This window comes from Winogradskyella schleiferi (genome assembly GCF_013394655.1).
Classification (GTDB): Bacteria; Bacteroidota; Bacteroidia; order Flavobacteriales; family Flavobacteriaceae; genus Winogradskyella; species Winogradskyella schleiferi.
This window is the reverse complement of the sequence record NZ_CP053351.1, coordinates 3,315,933-3,331,246: the sequence shown is the minus strand read 5'-3', so window position 1 is coordinate 3,331,246 and position 15,314 is coordinate 3,315,933. Positions and strand designations below refer to the sequence as shown.

Below are 15,314 nucleotides of genomic sequence, written 5' to 3'. Positions count from 1 at the left end.
AATCATGAAAAGGGATAAGATTATAAATGAAGATGTTTCTGTTAACTTTAGGATAGCAAAGCCATTAAAGGCAAAACTACTTAGTAAAGCGTCAGGAAAGAACATGACGTTGTCTAAATACCTTAGAGATGTCCTAGAAGAAATTCACAATGATAAAATAGTTTTGGAAGAATCCATAAGTAGAAATAAGGACATCCTTTTTTCAAAAGAATTCTTTCAGTTTATATTTTGGATTTATAAAAAAAAACGCGACAAAATTAGAGAAGAGAGCGATGATATTGATGGCTATATAAAACTGATAAAACGATTAGGAGAATCTTTACCAGTTGAAATAGTGCAGGAACTGGACAAGGTATTATTTGACCTCATAAGAATAAAATCTGCTTATGGTAGCGATAAGGAGTATTATCAATTTCCTGACAGTTATAGTGATGATATACGATTAGACTATGACAAGCTGGAATATTTTTTTATAGGTCATGATTTTACGAAATATATAGAAATGACAATTAGGTAAAATAGAAATTGAGACGTAATAAATGTTGTAACAAAAATGTGATAAAAAAATATTACATCATTTAAATGTTGATGTATTCTATTGTCAAAATGGTTGTATGCCTTGAAATTTAAGTGATTATTATGATATTGAAAGTTGCAATAAAACCACAATAAAAAATATAGGATGTTTTATTATCTTATTTATGGAGAGACGATTACTCATTGATAGATGATTCTATCGTAATTTCATTTGCGATGCTATACTCAAATTTAGTAGAATTGTTTTTTTTATTCTTGTTTTGAACTTCGATTAGGAATTTTACTGCAATGAGCTATACACGTCTTGGCAAATTGTTTTTATTTTTCAAACCATTCTGTTGTTTGTGGAGAAGGAGGTGGTGGTACGAGTTTGTATTCGTCTGCCCACTTTTTCCGTTGAAACTTTGGTTTATTATAACTGTCCTTTAATGATTGCCACCATTTTTTTAAATCTGAATTTTGGTTTAATATTCTTCTCCGAGTTACTCTAGGTTCATTATTCGAATTGTCATGCTCGATCATTAATTCAACAATATTAAAGTAGTCAATCAGTCCCCAATCAGATTCAGTTTTAATCTATTTATAGCTGTAAATCGTATAGACATATTTATTTATGACAGGATTAAAATATATATCGGAACTTAACTTATATTCTCCACTCTTTGCTTTTTCGCTTTGGATTAATGAAATCAGTATATTTGTTTTATCAGTTTGTCCAAGATCATATTTTAGTTGTGATAATTTATTTTGTTTAATTACTTTTTTTGTTTTTTCACCAAGACTATAACTTGCTCTTATTTCTTCCAGTTTTGCATCTTGACAATTTCCAGTCAGAGAGATATATAAAAAGATAAAGGTTAATGTGTAGTTTCTCATTTCAAATGTTTGCCAACGGTTTCGGCTATGAGTAGTTGCGTGGTTTAGCGGTTTTTTTTGCAAGTACACACCGAGTTGGAAATTCCGCAGGAATTTCCAAAGCAGGCGAGAACAAGCATTTGCTTATAGCCATTGTTGTGTGTTCGTTTTTTTAGTCAAAAGTTATTTTTCCTTTCTTGATTTTGAAACTATACAATACAGAACTGTCTACTTTTTTTCCTTTTAGCTTTCCAGCTTTCCATTCACCTAATGAGTTAAATAATTCTTCGATTTGCTTATCAAGTTCAGCACTCTTTGTTTTATTGTCCATCTTACATTGAACGATTTTCCCTTTACAATTAATTATAAGTCCAATCATTCCTTTATCCTTGAATTTAGGATTGTCCTTTAAAAATTGTATTTCAGAATTTAATCGTTTTAGTATATCATTTTCAGATACTGGACAAATCGCCTTTTCTTGTCCATCAAATGGAAGTAAAGCATATACGTCTTTTTCACTGCACATTCCTTCAATCGCTTCTTTTACTTCCATTTTAGCTACGAACTGAGCGGATGCATTTATGCTAAAAAAGGTAATAAAAACTCCGAAAATTATTCTTTTCATATTGTTTGATTTGAATGACACAACGTTAAATATATGACATGATGGGCAATAAATAAACGATTAATTTAAGCCACAAGCCAAATCTTTTTATTTTGTTTTAATTTTTCTCTTTAATGCCAAATCAAAAGATTTGGCGACTTTGTAAATAGACAACGACCTTTGGTTAAGCACTAATCGCCCAATTTGCTAAATATAGTGTTGTGCTTTCGTGCTTTTATTTTTCATTAAGCATTATGTGGATTTGTTCGGCAATAATTTTGCATTTAACTGGATCGACATGAATTCCAAAAGCTTGGTTTAATACAGAATCTATCATTTTACTTATCTGATCTACCGTATTTTTCTTTTTTAGATGCCAGAGAATATCAGTTGCTTCAGTTTCATAATTATTCAAATCGCTTATTTGAACGGAATTGTTTCCGAGTGGGTTCCATTGAGTTAATAAAACTTTTACCTTAGCTATATGTTCTTTGTTCATTTTATTTTAGATACGAATTGTGAACGGGCTTTTCCGTCAATTTTTAGGTTTCTAGTTTTACAGTATGTTTTTAACTTATCCAAATCGACCACATAATCATTGACAATAATGCCTTTGGAAGTCAAACTACGTTTTGCGTCTAAATATGATTTGTGCCAATCTTCCCAAAACTCATGCATGCCATTTCTGTCGTCAATTATTTTTAAAAATTTTTTCCAATCTTTTTTACGATAATATGCCATATTAACCTCCATAATAAAATTTTATCTCATTTTGCAACATGAAGCACAATGGTTGGGCTATGGTTTGTTGCATGTCTCAGCACTAAGATAGCAAAAAATCACAGACAGATTATTCCTCAAGAATGTTCGTAAGTCAGCAGTGACCAAGCAATGAATTATATACGGCTTAAGTTTACAATTCATTAAATTAGAGCATAAATCAGAAAAGACAAAAGAGAGGAATAAGGTTAATATATACGCAGAAGCTTAAGACTTCGTCAACATTGTAAATCCCCTCTCTTTTCTACACAGATTTCGTACAGTTCCCCGCCTGAACGGACGGGCAGGTGTGAGGCTTTTAGACCTCGATTTTAAGTCGTTGAAACTCGCGTAGATCGTCCTTTCAAAAAAAACATTTTCTTATGAATAAAGATATTAAATATTTTGGAATTGACATTAGTCATTTAGTTTTCGATGTCACCGATTCTGATGGTAATTATTATCAGTTTAAAAACAATGAATTTGGCTTTAAAAAGTTTACGAAACTTTTAAATAATAAGAGTCATTGCGTCATGGAAGCCACAGGTTATTACCATTATCAGTTGGCTTATCATTTACTGGAATCTGGTATAAAAGTATCGGTGGAAAATCCATTGTCAGTGAAACGTTTCATACAAATGGGACTATCAAAAGTAAAGACCGATAAGAGCGATTCCAAACTTATATGTGCTTATGCTGAGCAAGTAGAATTAAAGCTTTGGAAAGGCAATTCCAAGAATGAGATAGAATGCCTCCAAATCGTCAGAACCCTTTCTGTGTATACAAAACAAAGTACTATGCTAAAAAACAAAATACACGGTGAAGCTGTTTTGGGCAATCCAAGTAAGATTGTTGTAACGTCTTTAAAACGTAGCTTAAGGCAACTGACAAAAGAGATAAAAACCTTAGAGGAAATGCTTTTGGTTTTAGTAAAACAATCGCATCAGGATCTGTTTACACGTTTAAAGACCATTCCAGGTATTGGTCCAAAAACAGCTATTATGTTGGTGGTTTTAACAGGAGGTTTTGATCGTTTTACAAGCGCAAGTGAGCTGTGCAGTTACGCAGGTCTGACTCCAGTAATTAGGCAAAGCGGAAGTAGTGTAAAAGGCCGACCGAGAATAAGTAAAATAGGAAACCAGAAACTGAGAAATTTATTGTTTATGTGCAGTTTTAATGCATGTAAATACAACAAGGCTTGCCGAGATCTTTACGAGCGAATTGTGGCCAAAGGAAAGAGCAAAAAACTAGCGTTAATTGCCGTTTGTAATAAGCTGCTAAAACAGGCCTTTGCAATCGCTAAATCAGGATTAATATATGATGGAAATTATAAAAGTACTTTAGTGAAAAATTAATGAGTTTTTACTTGTTTTTTGCCACAGTACTTTGTTGTACACCGTTTTTTATTCATTGTAATCAATTTTATCGAATCCGTTAAATTCTGTTCTTTTCATTTGAACACAATTATTAACTATTAAATCAAATTCGGACGCTTTATTTGTTGGAATAATTAACTCTTGAAACAAACCGTTTTCGCTGTCATATTGTAAATAATAGATGTTCTCATGTTCTGTATTGGTAATTGAAAACATTGCATTTATTTCGCCATTTTCCCTTTTAGCTTTTAATTCAATTTTTATGCCCTCATCTGATAATTTTATTATTTGATTTATTGCATCAGCATGAGATTCCAGTGGACCGTAAAAATAGATTGCATTATTTGTGATTTCTATTCTTTTGTCGATTCCATCACATCTTTGATATAATATAAATTCACCGTTTAGTTTCCTTATTGTTGTCCAAAGAGTAGGAAAATTTTGTAGGTCAATCTCGTTTAAGGTTTTGTTTTTTGATAAAGTATTACGATAAAAGTACATAACATCATTTTTCTCATTTTGAGGTTCCCAAGAAATTAATTTTGTATAGAATTCAGAGTTTCTTGTGGTATCAATAAAAAGCTGATGTTTTGAAAGGTCAAGACTTTGTGGATTATTTCTTTCCACAATTGTATCCAAGTCAATTTTCCAAGCAGGAATTTCAGTCGGTTTATTTTCCGATTGTTGTGGTTCGGTTTTCTGTTTGCAAGAAGCTAGAATTCCAAATATTATTACTATGTAGATTATTTTTCTCAAATGGTGTACAAGGGTTTTGTGAATGATTAGTTGGATGTTTTTAAATAACTAATTTACTAAATAAAGCACCAACGGCGAAATTCCGAAGGAATTTCGCAAGTGAGCTACAACTGGCAATTAATTATACATGGTGTTGGTTACAGAATTTATTTCTTTACCATTTCTTTCAATCCGTTTTTCAAATCCTCATAAACAATCCCATTTTTTGGATTATTTGATTGATATATTATGAAGTCGGATTTTACACTATTCCTTTTGTTTTTTAATGTCACTTCATATTTTTTGTTGTCAACTTCATATTCAAAAAGATGAACATAAAAAGACGACTCTTGATTCGGTTTAACTTTTTCACTCATTTGAAGTTTGCCATGAGTAATTGTTCCGTTTGAGAGAATGTCAATAATCCGTTGTTTTTTATATTCCCATTGTATTAGTGTTCCGATAAAAATTATTTGAAATACTATAGCAATTCCTTTCCAAAAGAAACCTTCTGTAATCAAAAATTTTGGTTGCGAACTAAATAAATCATAATTAATTATCAGGAAAATTATTCCAACAATTATTAGAAGATAGTTATTCCTATTCAGGATTTTTGCGATTTGAGTTTTATTGGATAAGCGTATTTTTCCTGTTTTCAATATTTTGGTTTTAAATTGTTGGCAACGATTTTGTATTTGATATGAGATGTGACGTGTCTCGGCACAGACCTTTCCTGATAAAAATTGATTTTGGGAAATTGTTTCGCCAGTTCGCTTCGCTCGTATCGCAGTCCCAAGGCGTCGGGATTCCAAGTGTGGACTGACCAAGTCATAGCTTATGTACCGTGTTGTACATAGGCTTTAGTTTGTAATAGCATCAATTAAACTCTTCAAATGGTCTGTCCTTTCTTGGTTTAGGGAAAATTTCACTAATCTTCTCTCTACTGGGTAATCTTTAGACATGAAATCTAAAACATCCATAATCATTTTAGACTGCGCATTTCTATACTCAATCCATTTTTCTTGAGAATGTATTACCGTTTGGTTATTATCTGTGAGTTTTAATAATTTCTCATAAGTAGAAATCATCTCTAACTCTGATTTTTTATTAGCTTCTTCTATACATACAAACGCTTTTTTAATATCAAATGGAATTATAGAATCCATACATTCGTTTAATGAATCAGCAATAATAGAGCCTTCTGTTTCTTCTTGGGAAAAGATTAGGGAAGGTAATAGTAAAAGAAGAAGAATGAGTGTTTTAAAATTCATATGGTTGTTTTATTGGTTTTATTCAGCTGTCTTGTGCTACAAAGTTGTTATATATGGTTAATTAGGTGTTTAAGCAACTAATTTAGTAAACAAAAATGAACTCGATAAAATTTTGAAAGAATTTTCCAAATATGCAACGACCCAAGCAATTAAAAATAACCGGTGTTGTAACCTGTTTTTTAATTGTTTAAAACCACAATAAACTTGAAAAAAACAAAGAAATAACAAATAATATAAACCCAATACTTATTAAAACGCTAAGCCTTTTTTTTGTTATCGACCAAGTGTTGAATTCCTTAAAATATTTTAAATACGTGTCATTTTTAAATACAGCGAAATAGCAAATTAAATAAGCTATTATACCAAAAGCAATGAATAAGTATTTAGGTAAAATTAAGTCAGAATTTTTCATCAGAATAATGGTTAAACTGATAAGCATTATAAAAATTAGCCCAACAAGCCAGCCTCCGATATAATGTAAGCTCAATCCGTTTTTTTGATTGGTCCAAAAATCATCCAAATATTCTTTTGTGTTATCTATACCATATTTTGTTTTCATTCTTCTTTTAACAGCTGGTATTCTGTATAATAACAGAGCAGGATTTATTTTGTTAAATAGAAAATGTATTTTTTTCGCAATGAGATAAAGGCAGAAATGTAAAATATTTAATCCTCTTTTCATTATTCAATTACATTTTCTCAAATGGTGTACAACGGTTTAGTATATGGTTTGTTGCGTGATTAAGTCACTAAGTTAGCAAATAAAAACCGAATAGAATATTCCGCAGGAATATTCGTAAGCAGGCTAGAAACTAGCAATAAAATATATGCATTGTTACCAAATGCAACGACAGAGTTGAGTAGGAAGTTTGAGTAAAAAATCCGTTATTAAAAATTTGAGAAGTTCAGTATAGTTTTTACGATTTATCTTTCTTAAAATTCAAAAAAAATCGTGAAAAAAAACCAAACTTTTTTTCGCTGTAATGCTATTCAGAGTTTGAGTGGTAAATTCCGCAAATATACTAAATTCCGTTTGAGTGATAATCCGAGTTTGAGTTATTAAAAATTCAGAGTTTGAGTAAGAAGAAATTCCGATTTATTTAATTCAGAGTTGAGTGAGAAAATCCGGAAATATTCAATGTTTAGTTATCCGTTTGTTTTGGAATACGAATTTCCGAGTTGTTTTTGGTAACGTTTGGTGTATGGACCGTTGCGTGTGATTGCCCGAACCATTCCAAGGACAAATCTACGTGAAAATTCCGCAGGAATTTTCCAGATGGGCACAGACTCCAGCAATGGTTTATACATGGTGTTAGCATCCGTATTTTTAGTTTTTAACATTTAATACATCTGGCCAAATGTTAGGCAATTCTCCGCTAAACCCCATTTCTGGAAGTTCATTTATTTGCTTCATTTCCTCCTTTGATAATTTAAAGTCAAAAATATTAATATTTTCCTCAATTCTTTTTGGTGTATTTGATTTCGGAATAACGATGGTTTCGTGTTGAGTTATCCATCTCAAACAGATTTGAGCTATAGATTTATTGTGTTGTTTAGCGATAGTTTGGATTATTTCATTTCCAAACACTTTTCCTCTTGCCAAAGGTGACCAAGATTCAACTACAATATTATTTTTTTTACAAAATTCCGTCAATTCTGATTGCCAATAACCAGGGTGAAATTCAATCTGATTGATAGCAGGGATTACGTTTGCAGTTTGAAAAAGTGCCTCTAAATGTTCTTGCCAAAAATTACTTACTCCAATGGACTTTATTTTCCCTTCCGCTTGAAGTTCCTCCATTGCACGCCAACTATCTGCATTTGCTTTTTGCCAATCTTTATAGTTTTTTGCATTCGCAGGCCAATGGATTAAATACAAGTCAATGTAATCCAATCCAAGTTTTTTAAGTGATTTGTCAAAAGCTTTTTTAGCTTCTTCATAACCTAAATTTTCACGCCATAATTTTGTGGTTACGATAATTTCTCTTCTATCGATTCCACTTTCATTTATTGCTTTTCCAACTTCTTTTTCATTATCATATTTGGCGGCTGTATCAAACATTCTGTAACCTAGATTTAAAGCATTTTTTATAGATTGAATACCTTCTTCCTCGGTAGATTTGTATGTTCCAAAACCTATAATTGGTAACTTATTTCCGTCGTTTAATACTATTTCTTTCATTTTTTATAACGTTTTTTATTATATGGCTGCTAACGTTTTGTGTATGAGCTGTGGCGTGGGTTCGTTACGGAACATTCCAAACCGATACTTGCTAGAGGAAAATCCGCAGGATTTTCCAGATGAGCGAGGACAAGCCATAGCTTATACACGGTGTTGTACAACGTTTTTTATTTCGTTATTTGTCCGATTAATTCTTTGTCGATTTTTTCGGTGCTTAATTTTATATATCTAAAAGACTTTACTTTTGAGTCGTCAAGTTTAATTATCAGAACTTTATTTTTATTCGAGTAAGCAATTCCATTGTCGAAAGTCAGATAATCATTTCCATATTCCGATTCCAATTCCGTTTTTGAAAGTCCGATTAAATTAGCTTTTCCCAAATCAGAATCCTTATTGTTAATCTTTAATTCAATCAATATTTCAGTTTTATCTTCATAGTTGTGTTGGTTTTTTCCGTGCTTAAAGACAACTATTTCATTAATTTCTAATTCTCTATTTACTGTAGAGATGAAATTATAACTATAAAAAATAGAATCATTTATGTTCGGGTGAAAGTGATATTCCATACCGTTGGTAACAGTCGTTGTGACATCTCTTTTCGTTTTATTTTTAAATTCTTGTAGGTCAATCGGGTTTTCAAGAAAAGAGGTCAGATTCAGTTTTTTCTCATATTTTTCTCTTTCATCTTTATCAGGTTCTGGAACTAATTCAAACCTTTCTGAATTCGTTGAATTTGATTTGTTTTCATTCTCGTTTTTACAACTCAAACAAACTAAAAATAATATGATTAAACTTCCTAATTTCATTTTTTGGTAAATGTTGTACAACGTGTTTGTGTAAGATTAGTTGCGTGTTTTAAACACCTAATTTAGCAAATACAAACCAAATAGAAAATAGAGTGAACCCAAAAGCTTAGACAAATTTATAATTTATTTTGATAATGATGAGTTCGATACTCTATCGGGCTTTTTTCAATTCGTATAATTTAAGACTGTTATTCCGCACTCATAAGCTTTAACATTTTTCAATTTCAATTCACTTTTATAATCAGTTTTTTCAAATATTGGCATTCCGTTACCTAATATCGAAGGGTTAATGAAAAAATAATATTCGTCAATTAACTTTTATTTTATTAATGATGAAACAAATTCGCCACCACCATAAGCTATAATGTCATTTCCTGTTGAGGATTTTAATTCTCTTATCTTTTCTGTCAAATCTCCCTTTTCCAAAATGGTATTTTCCCATTCTGAGTTTGCAAGTGTTTTTGTAAAAACTATTTTCTTTGAATTATTGATTTTTTCAGCACCTTCCAAATCTTTGTTAGATTTCCAATGTGGAATGAATCCTTCTGCTAGTTTTCGCCCCAAAACAATTGTGTCAGTTGATTCCGTTATTTTTGTTACAAAATCTTTTAGTTTATCATCCCAATTCCAAATCATCCAGTCCATTTCTCCATTAGGTCCAGAAATGAATCCGTCAATGGAAAGTTGAATTTGAAGTTTTAATTTTCTCATTTTAAATATTTTTCTTTTGTGTTATGATGTTTTTTTAGCTTGCTTACAACGTGTTTGTGTATGGTTAGTTGCGTGGTTAAGCAACTAAGTTAGCAAACAAATCACAGATAGAAAATTCCAGCGGAATTTTCGTAAGTCGGCAGTGACCTAGCAATTAATTATACACGGTGTTGGGCGTAGTGTTTTAACGTATTGCTTCGTCAACCGATTTACTATCTACAAACTGCTCAAAACTGATAATCTTGCCATTGTTCAGTTTCCATATATGGGCAACTCTTGCTTCAAAATACTTGTTCGTTTTTTTATATGTACCCGAATAGGTGCCATAAGCAACTACTTTGTCTTCATTTGCAATATAATCTTCGGGTGAGAATTTATAATCAATCCACTCGCTACCTAAGCGTTTAAAAACATTTTCAGTAACACTTTCTAAACCAAAATAAGTTCCTGCATATGGAAAGCCTTTAGCTTCTGTCCAACTGATATCTTCAACTACATATTTGGCTAATTTTTTGCCGTTTTCTTCTGATGTTTCACCATCATAGGTACTTTTTATTATGTCGAGATTTGTCATAATTTCTTGTTTAAATGAACAACTTGACAATACTAAAAGCATTGTCAAGTTGATGATTATTATATAGTTCTTACCATTTCATTTCTCCTGTGTTCACTTTTGCTCCTAACATTAAGGCTGTTTCAAAAGTTAAATTTGGATATTTTGATTTTATCATTGCTATTAACGCTTCAGAAGTTTTATTGTTACTCAAAGCTTCTTCATAAAATTGAATATAATTCTTCGTGTGGTTTACAGCATCAATAGTGAAATCTGAATTGGTATTTGCGTGTGCAGGGATTACTATTTCAGGTTTTAATTCGCTGATAGTATTTAAGATCGAGATCCAGTTGTTACGAACTTCTGTTGTTTGTGCATCTGCCATCCACACATTAAATGTTGTGCCAAAAACATTAATTCCGCCTAAAGCTGTTTTAATTGATGGTATCCATACAAAGGTTCTTTTTGGGAATTCGTCTAATCCAATGATTTTAAGTTTTTCGCCTTCTAACTCAATCGAATTTCCTTTTAGAACTTGAGGTAAGACAACGTTAGATGTGATGTTATTGCCTAATTTTTCGCCCCAAACTTCCAATTTCTTTTGAGCTGTTGCCTTAATATGATCTACTGTTGCAGGGGATGCATAGGCTGTTACCTCTGGGAAATATTTTTTGAAGACTTCTAATCCGAAATAAAAATCAGGGTCGCCATGCGAAACATATATTGTAGTTAAGTTCTTTCCTGAGTTTTTGATTTCCTGTGCTACTTTTTCGGCATCTGCCAACGTAAATTGTGCATCTATTAATACCGCATCTTTTTTACCTGAGATAATTACAGATGCCACACCAAAACTATTTTCGGATGCGTTGTAAACTTGAAGTTTAAATTTACTTGTTTCTATTGTTTTAAAACTTTGTTCTTGTGCGTTCATTTTGAATAAAATTAAAATTGTGAATAATACTGTTGAAATAATCGATTTCATTTTTGTCCTGTTTTTAATGATGGTACAAAGATGCAATGATTACCCACTTCAAAACATTGAACAAGTTCAATAAATGAATTTTCTACTATTATTTACTTGCTATTTTTCGTCTTATTTTACTCAAAAACTCGTGGCTTATGCCCAAGTAAGCGGCAATCTGCACGTTGGTTAATCGTTGAAAGAGGTTAGGATATTTTTCAATAAAGTCTATATAACGTTGGTCTGCTGTTTTACTTAAATTATCTATGATTCTTCGTTGTAAAGCAATATGCGTTTTTTGAGTCATGACTCTAAACAGTTTTTCTATCTTAGGGATATTGATATAGGCAAACTCTTTATCCTTTTTTGAGATGAGCAATACTTCACTATCCTCTAACGCTTGTATATAAAGTTGTGATGGTGTCTCATTGGTAAAACTGTCGATATCGGTTATCCACCAATTTTCCTGTGCAAAATAGAGTACTTGTTCAAAGCCATTACTGTCTATGTGATATACTCTAAAAAGTCCTTTTGTAACAAAACCTTCAAACTTGCAAATTTCACCTTCATGCATAAGAAAGTGCTTTTTTTGAACTTCTTTTTGATAGAATAAATTACAAAAGTTATCTAACTCTTTTTTAGAAAGGGTAATATGGTTTAATATATTTCGTGTTAGTAATTCTGTCATATTCGGAGGAGGATTTTTACATTACGCCCAACGGTTGGGCTATGGTTTGTTGCGTGGGTCGGCACTAAGATAACAAAAAATCACAGACAGAATATTCCGCAGGAATATTCGTGAGTCGCAAGTACCTAGCAATAAATTATAGCCGGTGTTGTGAGCAGTATTTTATTCACAGTATTTATTAAATTTTAATGTTTTCAGAGCCTTTATGAATTCCGCTTGTGCTTTATCATTTAAATACCAGCCATAGAAATTGAATCTAATTTTGTTATAATTCTGTTTAGTTCCAGTTAAACTGTCAATATAAACTCCTGTTCCGCCATAGCCTTTATTTCTCGGTGTTATTATTTTAGCTTTAAAACAGTCGATTGAATCATATACAAATTGGTATTGCAAATATTCTTTAAAATCAACATCTGCATAAAATAAATCCTCTATAATTAGATGTTTAGTTTTAGGCAATAATTTAAGTTCCTTTTTTGTCAGTTCAGCAAGTCCAATTGAATCATAAACCATTGGAAAATCACTTTTGCTTAAATCGCCAGAATACATTCCAAAATCAAAGTCCAAAGTATCGTTTGTTTCAGTTACTATTCCGCCAACGTAACTATCAATCCCTTTGGCTTCGTATTTGTTCCAATTTTCAGGTACAGTTATTTCAAATTGTCCGAAGTCAATTGTCTTATATTCTCTTTGCGCACAAGAGAAAAGCAGAAGTAAAATTGATATCGATAACGTTTTTCTCATATTGCTCACAACGGTTTTGTGTATGGTTAGTTGCGTGTTTCAGCAACTAATTTAGTAAACAAAAACGAACGCGAGAAAATTCCGAAGGAATTTTCCAAATAAGCACTTGCCAAAGCAATTAATTATACACGTTGTTGCCATTAGTTTTTTTAATCGGTTAATATTTCAGTTATTTCCGCTTCTCCGATTTTATTAGGTCCTTCGTGAATCCACCAAATTCTTCCCTTTTCAATTAAATCAGCAATGTTTTGGTGTTTTAGAAATCGGACTTTTACATTCTCTGTTTCACTTGGGAAAATCAATTCCTTTTCAAACTCAATTTGTCCAATATAAGTCGTAACAAAATCAGACGAGTTTTCTTTGTATTCAAAAACGTGATTTGGTCGGTAATCAGTTTTGATTCCAGTTTTTCGTCCACCTTTTTCAGTTGGATACAGTGTTAGTTTTGCTTTTATGTCGATTGTGTCCGAATTCATTAAATTAATTTGCTTTTGATTTAACAGGTATTAAAAATTTATGAGTAAAATCCTCTCCATTTTCCACTCTTTCAGTTACTCGTATTTCTAATTTTCCATCCACAAGAGTATTTTCAATCGGCGTAATCGTAAATCGGAAACCATCTTTATCCGCTTGATTTACCATAATTCCTGGTCCAACAATCATAAATCTTTGATTATTTATATTTTCCGTTTCAAAATTGGCTCTCGTCGGTTCTCCAACAACTAAAAATTCCGCATCATTTTCTAAAACAATTTCTACTTTTTTGTTCGTGTTTGAGTAAACAAATCCCAATTGGGTTTCAGTTTTTTTGTCCGACTGATATTCTGTTTTAGAGCTTATTCCGTTGTCTGAATTCGATTCGTTTTTATTTCCACAACTTGCTAAATTCAGAGTGAATATTCCGCAAAATATGTAATTCAGAACTTTGATTTTCATTTAGTTATGGATGTTTTTTAAATTAATGGCAACGTGTTTGTGTATGATTTCGTTGCGTGTTTCAGCAACTAATTTAGCAAATACAAACCGAATAGAAAATAGAGTGAACCCAAAAGCTTAGACAAATTTATAATTTATTTTGATAATGATGAGTTCGATACTCTATCGGGCTCATTCCTTTTAAATTTAGTTTAATCCTGTCCCTGTTATAATAATCTATATACTCCTTTATATCAGTTTTTAACTGGGATATGGATTTGTATTTATTCAAGTAAAACAATTCAGATTTTATAATTCCAAAGAAATTTTCTATTACTGCATTGTCTAAGCAATTTCCTTTACGAGACATACTTTGGGTGATCCCTTTTTCTTGTAATAATCTTTGGTATTGCTTCATTTGATATTGCCAACCTTGATCTGAATGTAATATTAATTCGGTCTGGCCAGGAGTCTCTTTAAAAGCCTTTTTGAGCATTGACACTACCTGTTTAAAATTAGGTTTTTCAGAGAGTTCATAACTTATTATTTCTCCATTGTACAGATCAATTATTGGCGACAGGTATAGCTTATCTTTAAAGACTTTAAATTCAGTAATATCAGTTGCCCATTTTTGATTGGGCATAATGGTTTTGAAATTACGTTGTAATATATTGGGTGCCGTTTCACCAATTTGCCCCTTATAAGATTTATATCTTTTAGCTCTTATACGGCTTTTTAAACCTAGTTCTCCCATTAGCTTGAGTATGGTCTTGTGATTGATCACAAAACCTCTCTTATTGATCTCTAGAGTTATTCTTCTATAACCGTACCTGCCTTTATGACGATGATAAACCTTGCTGATTAGTTGCTTTATCTCTTTATATTTATCTTCTAGATTATTTCTTTTTCGATGATAATAATAACTGCTTCTTGCCATATTGGTATGTTTTAGTAATAGTTCCAAATCATACTTATGCCTTAATTCTGTTATGGCTTGCGTTTTTTGCTTTGCTCTTCTTTAATTAGGCTTGTAACTTTTTAAGCAAGTCCAGTTCTGCCCGTAAGGATTCATTTTCCAATAGAAGTTCTTCCTCTCTAGTTAACGGTTTGCTGGATTTCTTTTTTGCTCTCTTAAACTGCATAGATTTTGGTTTCCCCCTAGATTTATTGTTTAAGCCTTTGATACCTGACTTTTTGTAGGTCTTCTGCCAATTCATAATTACAGATTTAGTAGGAATATTAAACTCCAAACAAGCTTGACTAAAAGATAGCGAATCTTCTTCAATAGCTTCTAAAACTTTGATCTTGAAAGGTAAACTGTAGACTTTGTTTTTTCTTGGTAACAACGCTTTTTTGCCATATTTCTCATAAAAACGAATCCAATCATGAAGTGTTGTGTGATGACAACCATTTAATTCTGAAACAGCTTCCACTGTTTGATGATGATTTAAAACTTGCTTTACGCAACGAAGTTTAAATTCATAACTATACTTAGCTTTTCTTCCCATAAAAACACATTTGAATAGTGTCTAACTTTTTGGGTGCAGTTCAAAATCCGCGAGGATTTTCGTAAGTAGTCTAGAACCAAGCAATTAATTATACACGTTGTTACCTACA

Annotated in this window: 20 protein-coding genes and 1 pseudogene; 2 read left to right on the top strand and 19 right to left on the bottom strand. The window is 31.7% G+C overall.

Translation table 11 applies throughout. From position 1 onward, the window contains the following. Positions 1 to 4: 4 nt before the first annotated feature. Positions 5 to 517 (top strand): hypothetical protein, encoded by a 513-nt coding sequence (locus tag HM990_RS14530; protein WP_178989725.1) that lies wholly within the window; start codon positions 5 to 7, stop codon positions 515 to 517. 596 nt (positions 518 to 1,113) lie between these two features. Here HM990_RS14530 and HM990_RS14525 read toward each other — a convergent pair. From HM990_RS14525 to HM990_RS14510, 4 genes are all read right to left on the bottom strand, one after another. After that, positions 1,114 to 1,413: a hypothetical protein gene (locus HM990_RS14525; RefSeq protein ID WP_178989723.1), complete on the bottom strand. Its 300-nt coding sequence runs from the start codon at positions 1,411 to 1,413 to the stop codon at positions 1,114 to 1,116. 151 nt (positions 1,414 to 1,564) lie between these two features. Next, positions 1,565 to 2,017 (bottom strand): hypothetical protein, encoded by a 453-nt coding sequence (locus tag HM990_RS14520; protein WP_178989721.1) that lies wholly within the window; start codon positions 2,015 to 2,017, stop codon positions 1,565 to 1,567. 214 nt (positions 2,018 to 2,231) lie between these two features. Beyond that, the gene (locus tag HM990_RS14515; RefSeq protein WP_178989719.1) at positions 2,232 to 2,495 is read right to left on the bottom strand and encodes a DUF1871 family protein; all 264 of its coding nucleotides are present in this window, start codon (positions 2,493 to 2,495) and stop codon (positions 2,232 to 2,234) included. Continuing rightward, positions 2,492 to 2,749: a hypothetical protein gene (locus HM990_RS14510; protein ID WP_178989717.1), complete on the bottom strand. Its 258-nt coding sequence runs from the start codon at positions 2,747 to 2,749 to the stop codon at positions 2,492 to 2,494. Before HM990_RS14510 ends, HM990_RS14515 begins: the two co-directional genes overlap by 4 nt. Before the next feature lie 389 nt (positions 2,750 to 3,138). Between HM990_RS14510 and HM990_RS14505 the strand changes: the two genes are divergently transcribed. Then, positions 3,139 to 4,110, top strand: a complete 972-nt coding sequence (locus HM990_RS14505; protein ID WP_178989714.1) for an IS110 family RNA-guided transposase — start codon at positions 3,139 to 3,141, stop codon at positions 4,108 to 4,110. A 48-nt stretch (positions 4,111 to 4,158) separates the two neighbouring features. Here HM990_RS14505 and HM990_RS14500 read toward each other — a convergent pair whose 3' ends face one another. The 15 genes and pseudogenes from HM990_RS14500 to HM990_RS14430 form a co-directional block, all read right to left on the bottom strand. Further along, positions 4,159 to 4,887, bottom strand: coding sequence for a hypothetical protein (locus HM990_RS14500; protein ID WP_178989712.1), 729 nt, complete (start codon positions 4,885 to 4,887; stop codon positions 4,159 to 4,161). Positions 4,888 to 5,033: 146 nt separating this feature from the next. Next, positions 5,034 to 5,525 carry a hypothetical protein gene (locus HM990_RS14495; protein WP_178989710.1) on the bottom strand — a complete coding sequence of 164 codons (492 nt, stop codon included), beginning with the start codon at positions 5,523 to 5,525 and terminating at the stop codon, positions 5,034 to 5,036. A 201-nt stretch (positions 5,526 to 5,726) separates the two neighbouring features. Next, entirely contained in the window at positions 5,727 to 6,137 is a 411-nt protein-coding gene (locus HM990_RS14490) for a lysozyme inhibitor LprI family protein (protein WP_178989709.1), read from the bottom strand. Between the two features lie 187 nt (positions 6,138 to 6,324). Beyond that, the gene (locus HM990_RS14485; RefSeq protein ID WP_178989707.1) at positions 6,325 to 6,819 is read right to left on the bottom strand and encodes a hypothetical protein; all 495 of its coding nucleotides are present in this window, start codon (positions 6,817 to 6,819) and stop codon (positions 6,325 to 6,327) included. A gap of 645 nt (positions 6,820 to 7,464) precedes the next feature. Continuing rightward, the gene (locus HM990_RS14480) at positions 7,465 to 8,319 is read right to left on the bottom strand and encodes an aldo/keto reductase (RefSeq protein ID WP_178989682.1); all 855 of its coding nucleotides are present in this window, start codon (positions 8,317 to 8,319) and stop codon (positions 7,465 to 7,467) included. Positions 8,320 to 8,486: 167 nt separating this feature from the next. After that, positions 8,487 to 9,125, bottom strand: coding sequence for a hypothetical protein (locus HM990_RS14475; RefSeq protein ID WP_178989705.1), 639 nt, complete (start codon positions 9,123 to 9,125; stop codon positions 8,487 to 8,489). A 165-nt stretch (positions 9,126 to 9,290) separates the two neighbouring features. Further along, positions 9,291 to 9,770, bottom strand: a pseudogene (locus HM990_RS14470) (dihydrofolate reductase family protein). Positions 9,771 to 10,020: 250 nt separating this feature from the next. Continuing rightward, positions 10,021 to 10,410 (bottom strand): nuclear transport factor 2 family protein, encoded by a 390-nt coding sequence (locus HM990_RS14465; RefSeq protein ID WP_178989703.1) that lies wholly within the window; start codon positions 10,408 to 10,410, stop codon positions 10,021 to 10,023. A gap of 70 nt (positions 10,411 to 10,480) precedes the next feature. Continuing rightward, entirely contained in the window at positions 10,481 to 11,371 is an 891-nt protein-coding gene (locus tag HM990_RS14460; RefSeq protein WP_178989701.1) for an MBL fold metallo-hydrolase, read from the bottom strand. A gap of 88 nt (positions 11,372 to 11,459) precedes the next feature. After that, positions 11,460 to 12,038 carry a Crp/Fnr family transcriptional regulator gene (locus tag HM990_RS14455; protein WP_178989699.1) on the bottom strand — a complete coding sequence of 193 codons (579 nt, stop codon included), beginning with the start codon at positions 12,036 to 12,038 and terminating at the stop codon, positions 11,460 to 11,462. 162 nt (positions 12,039 to 12,200) lie between these two features. Continuing rightward, positions 12,201 to 12,782: a hypothetical protein gene (locus tag HM990_RS14450; RefSeq protein WP_178989697.1), complete on the bottom strand. Its 582-nt coding sequence runs from the start codon at positions 12,780 to 12,782 to the stop codon at positions 12,201 to 12,203. Between the two features lie 149 nt (positions 12,783 to 12,931). Beyond that, positions 12,932 to 13,258: a hypothetical protein gene (locus tag HM990_RS14445; protein WP_178989695.1), complete on the bottom strand. Its 327-nt coding sequence runs from the start codon at positions 13,256 to 13,258 to the stop codon at positions 12,932 to 12,934. A gap of 4 nt (positions 13,259 to 13,262) precedes the next feature. Next, positions 13,263 to 13,718: a hypothetical protein gene (locus HM990_RS14440; protein ID WP_178989693.1), complete on the bottom strand. Its 456-nt coding sequence runs from the start codon at positions 13,716 to 13,718 to the stop codon at positions 13,263 to 13,265. Between the two features lie 127 nt (positions 13,719 to 13,845). Continuing rightward, positions 13,846 to 14,661 carry an IS3 family transposase gene (locus tag HM990_RS14435; protein WP_229719274.1) on the bottom strand — a complete coding sequence of 272 codons (816 nt, stop codon included), beginning with the start codon at positions 14,659 to 14,661 and terminating at the stop codon, positions 13,846 to 13,848. Between the two features lie 58 nt (positions 14,662 to 14,719). Then, positions 14,720 to 15,205, bottom strand: coding sequence for a helix-turn-helix domain-containing protein (locus HM990_RS14430; RefSeq protein WP_178989692.1), 486 nt, complete (start codon positions 15,203 to 15,205; stop codon positions 14,720 to 14,722). Positions 15,206 to 15,314: the final 109 nt, after the last annotated feature.

Excerpts from the sequence above, each read along its gene's own strand:
- HM990_RS14480 (WP_178989682.1), bottom strand. The coding sequence starts at position 8,319 with ATGAAAGAAATAGTATTAAACGACGGAAATAAGTTACCAATTATAGGT.
- HM990_RS14460 (WP_178989701.1), bottom strand. The coding sequence starts at position 11,371 with ATGAAATCGATTATTTCAACAGTATTATTCACAATTTTAATTTTATTC.
- HM990_RS14485 (WP_178989707.1), bottom strand. The coding sequence starts at position 6,819 with ATGAAAAGAGGATTAAATATTTTACATTTCTGCCTTTATCTCATTGCG.
- HM990_RS14475 (WP_178989705.1), bottom strand. The coding sequence starts at position 9,125 with ATGAAATTAGGAAGTTTAATCATATTATTTTTAGTTTGTTTGAGTTGT.
- HM990_RS14490 (WP_178989709.1), bottom strand. The coding sequence starts at position 6,137 with ATGAATTTTAAAACACTCATTCTTCTTCTTTTACTATTACCTTCCCTA.
- HM990_RS14515 (WP_178989719.1), bottom strand. The coding sequence starts at position 2,495 with ATGAACAAAGAACATATAGCTAAGGTAAAAGTTTTATTAACTCAATGG.
- HM990_RS14525 (WP_178989723.1), bottom strand. The coding sequence starts at position 1,413 with ATGAGAAACTACACATTAACCTTTATCTTTTTATATATCTCTCTGACT.
- HM990_RS14465 (WP_178989703.1), bottom strand. The coding sequence starts at position 10,410 with ATGACAAATCTCGACATAATAAAAAGTACCTATGATGGTGAAACATCA.
- HM990_RS14520 (WP_178989721.1), bottom strand. The coding sequence starts at position 2,017 with ATGAAAAGAATAATTTTCGGAGTTTTTATTACCTTTTTTAGCATAAAT.
- HM990_RS14505 (WP_178989714.1), top strand. The coding sequence starts at position 3,139 with ATGAATAAAGATATTAAATATTTTGGAATTGACATTAGTCATTTAGTT.
- HM990_RS14510 (WP_178989717.1), bottom strand. The coding sequence starts at position 2,749 with ATGGAGGTTAATATGGCATATTATCGTAAAAAAGATTGGAAAAAATTT.
- HM990_RS14445 (WP_178989695.1), bottom strand. The coding sequence starts at position 13,258 with ATGAATTCGGACACAATCGACATAAAAGCAAAACTAACACTGTATCCA.
- HM990_RS14450 (WP_178989697.1), bottom strand. The coding sequence starts at position 12,782 with ATGAGAAAAACGTTATCGATATCAATTTTACTTCTGCTTTTCTCTTGT.
- HM990_RS14530 (WP_178989725.1), top strand. The coding sequence starts at position 5 with ATGAAAAGGGATAAGATTATAAATGAAGATGTTTCTGTTAACTTTAGG.
- HM990_RS14440 (WP_178989693.1), bottom strand. The coding sequence starts at position 13,718 with ATGAAAATCAAAGTTCTGAATTACATATTTTGCGGAATATTCACTCTG.
- HM990_RS14430 (WP_178989692.1), bottom strand. The coding sequence starts at position 15,205 with ATGGGAAGAAAAGCTAAGTATAGTTATGAATTTAAACTTCGTTGCGTA.
- HM990_RS14455 (WP_178989699.1), bottom strand. The coding sequence starts at position 12,038 with ATGACAGAATTACTAACACGAAATATATTAAACCATATTACCCTTTCT.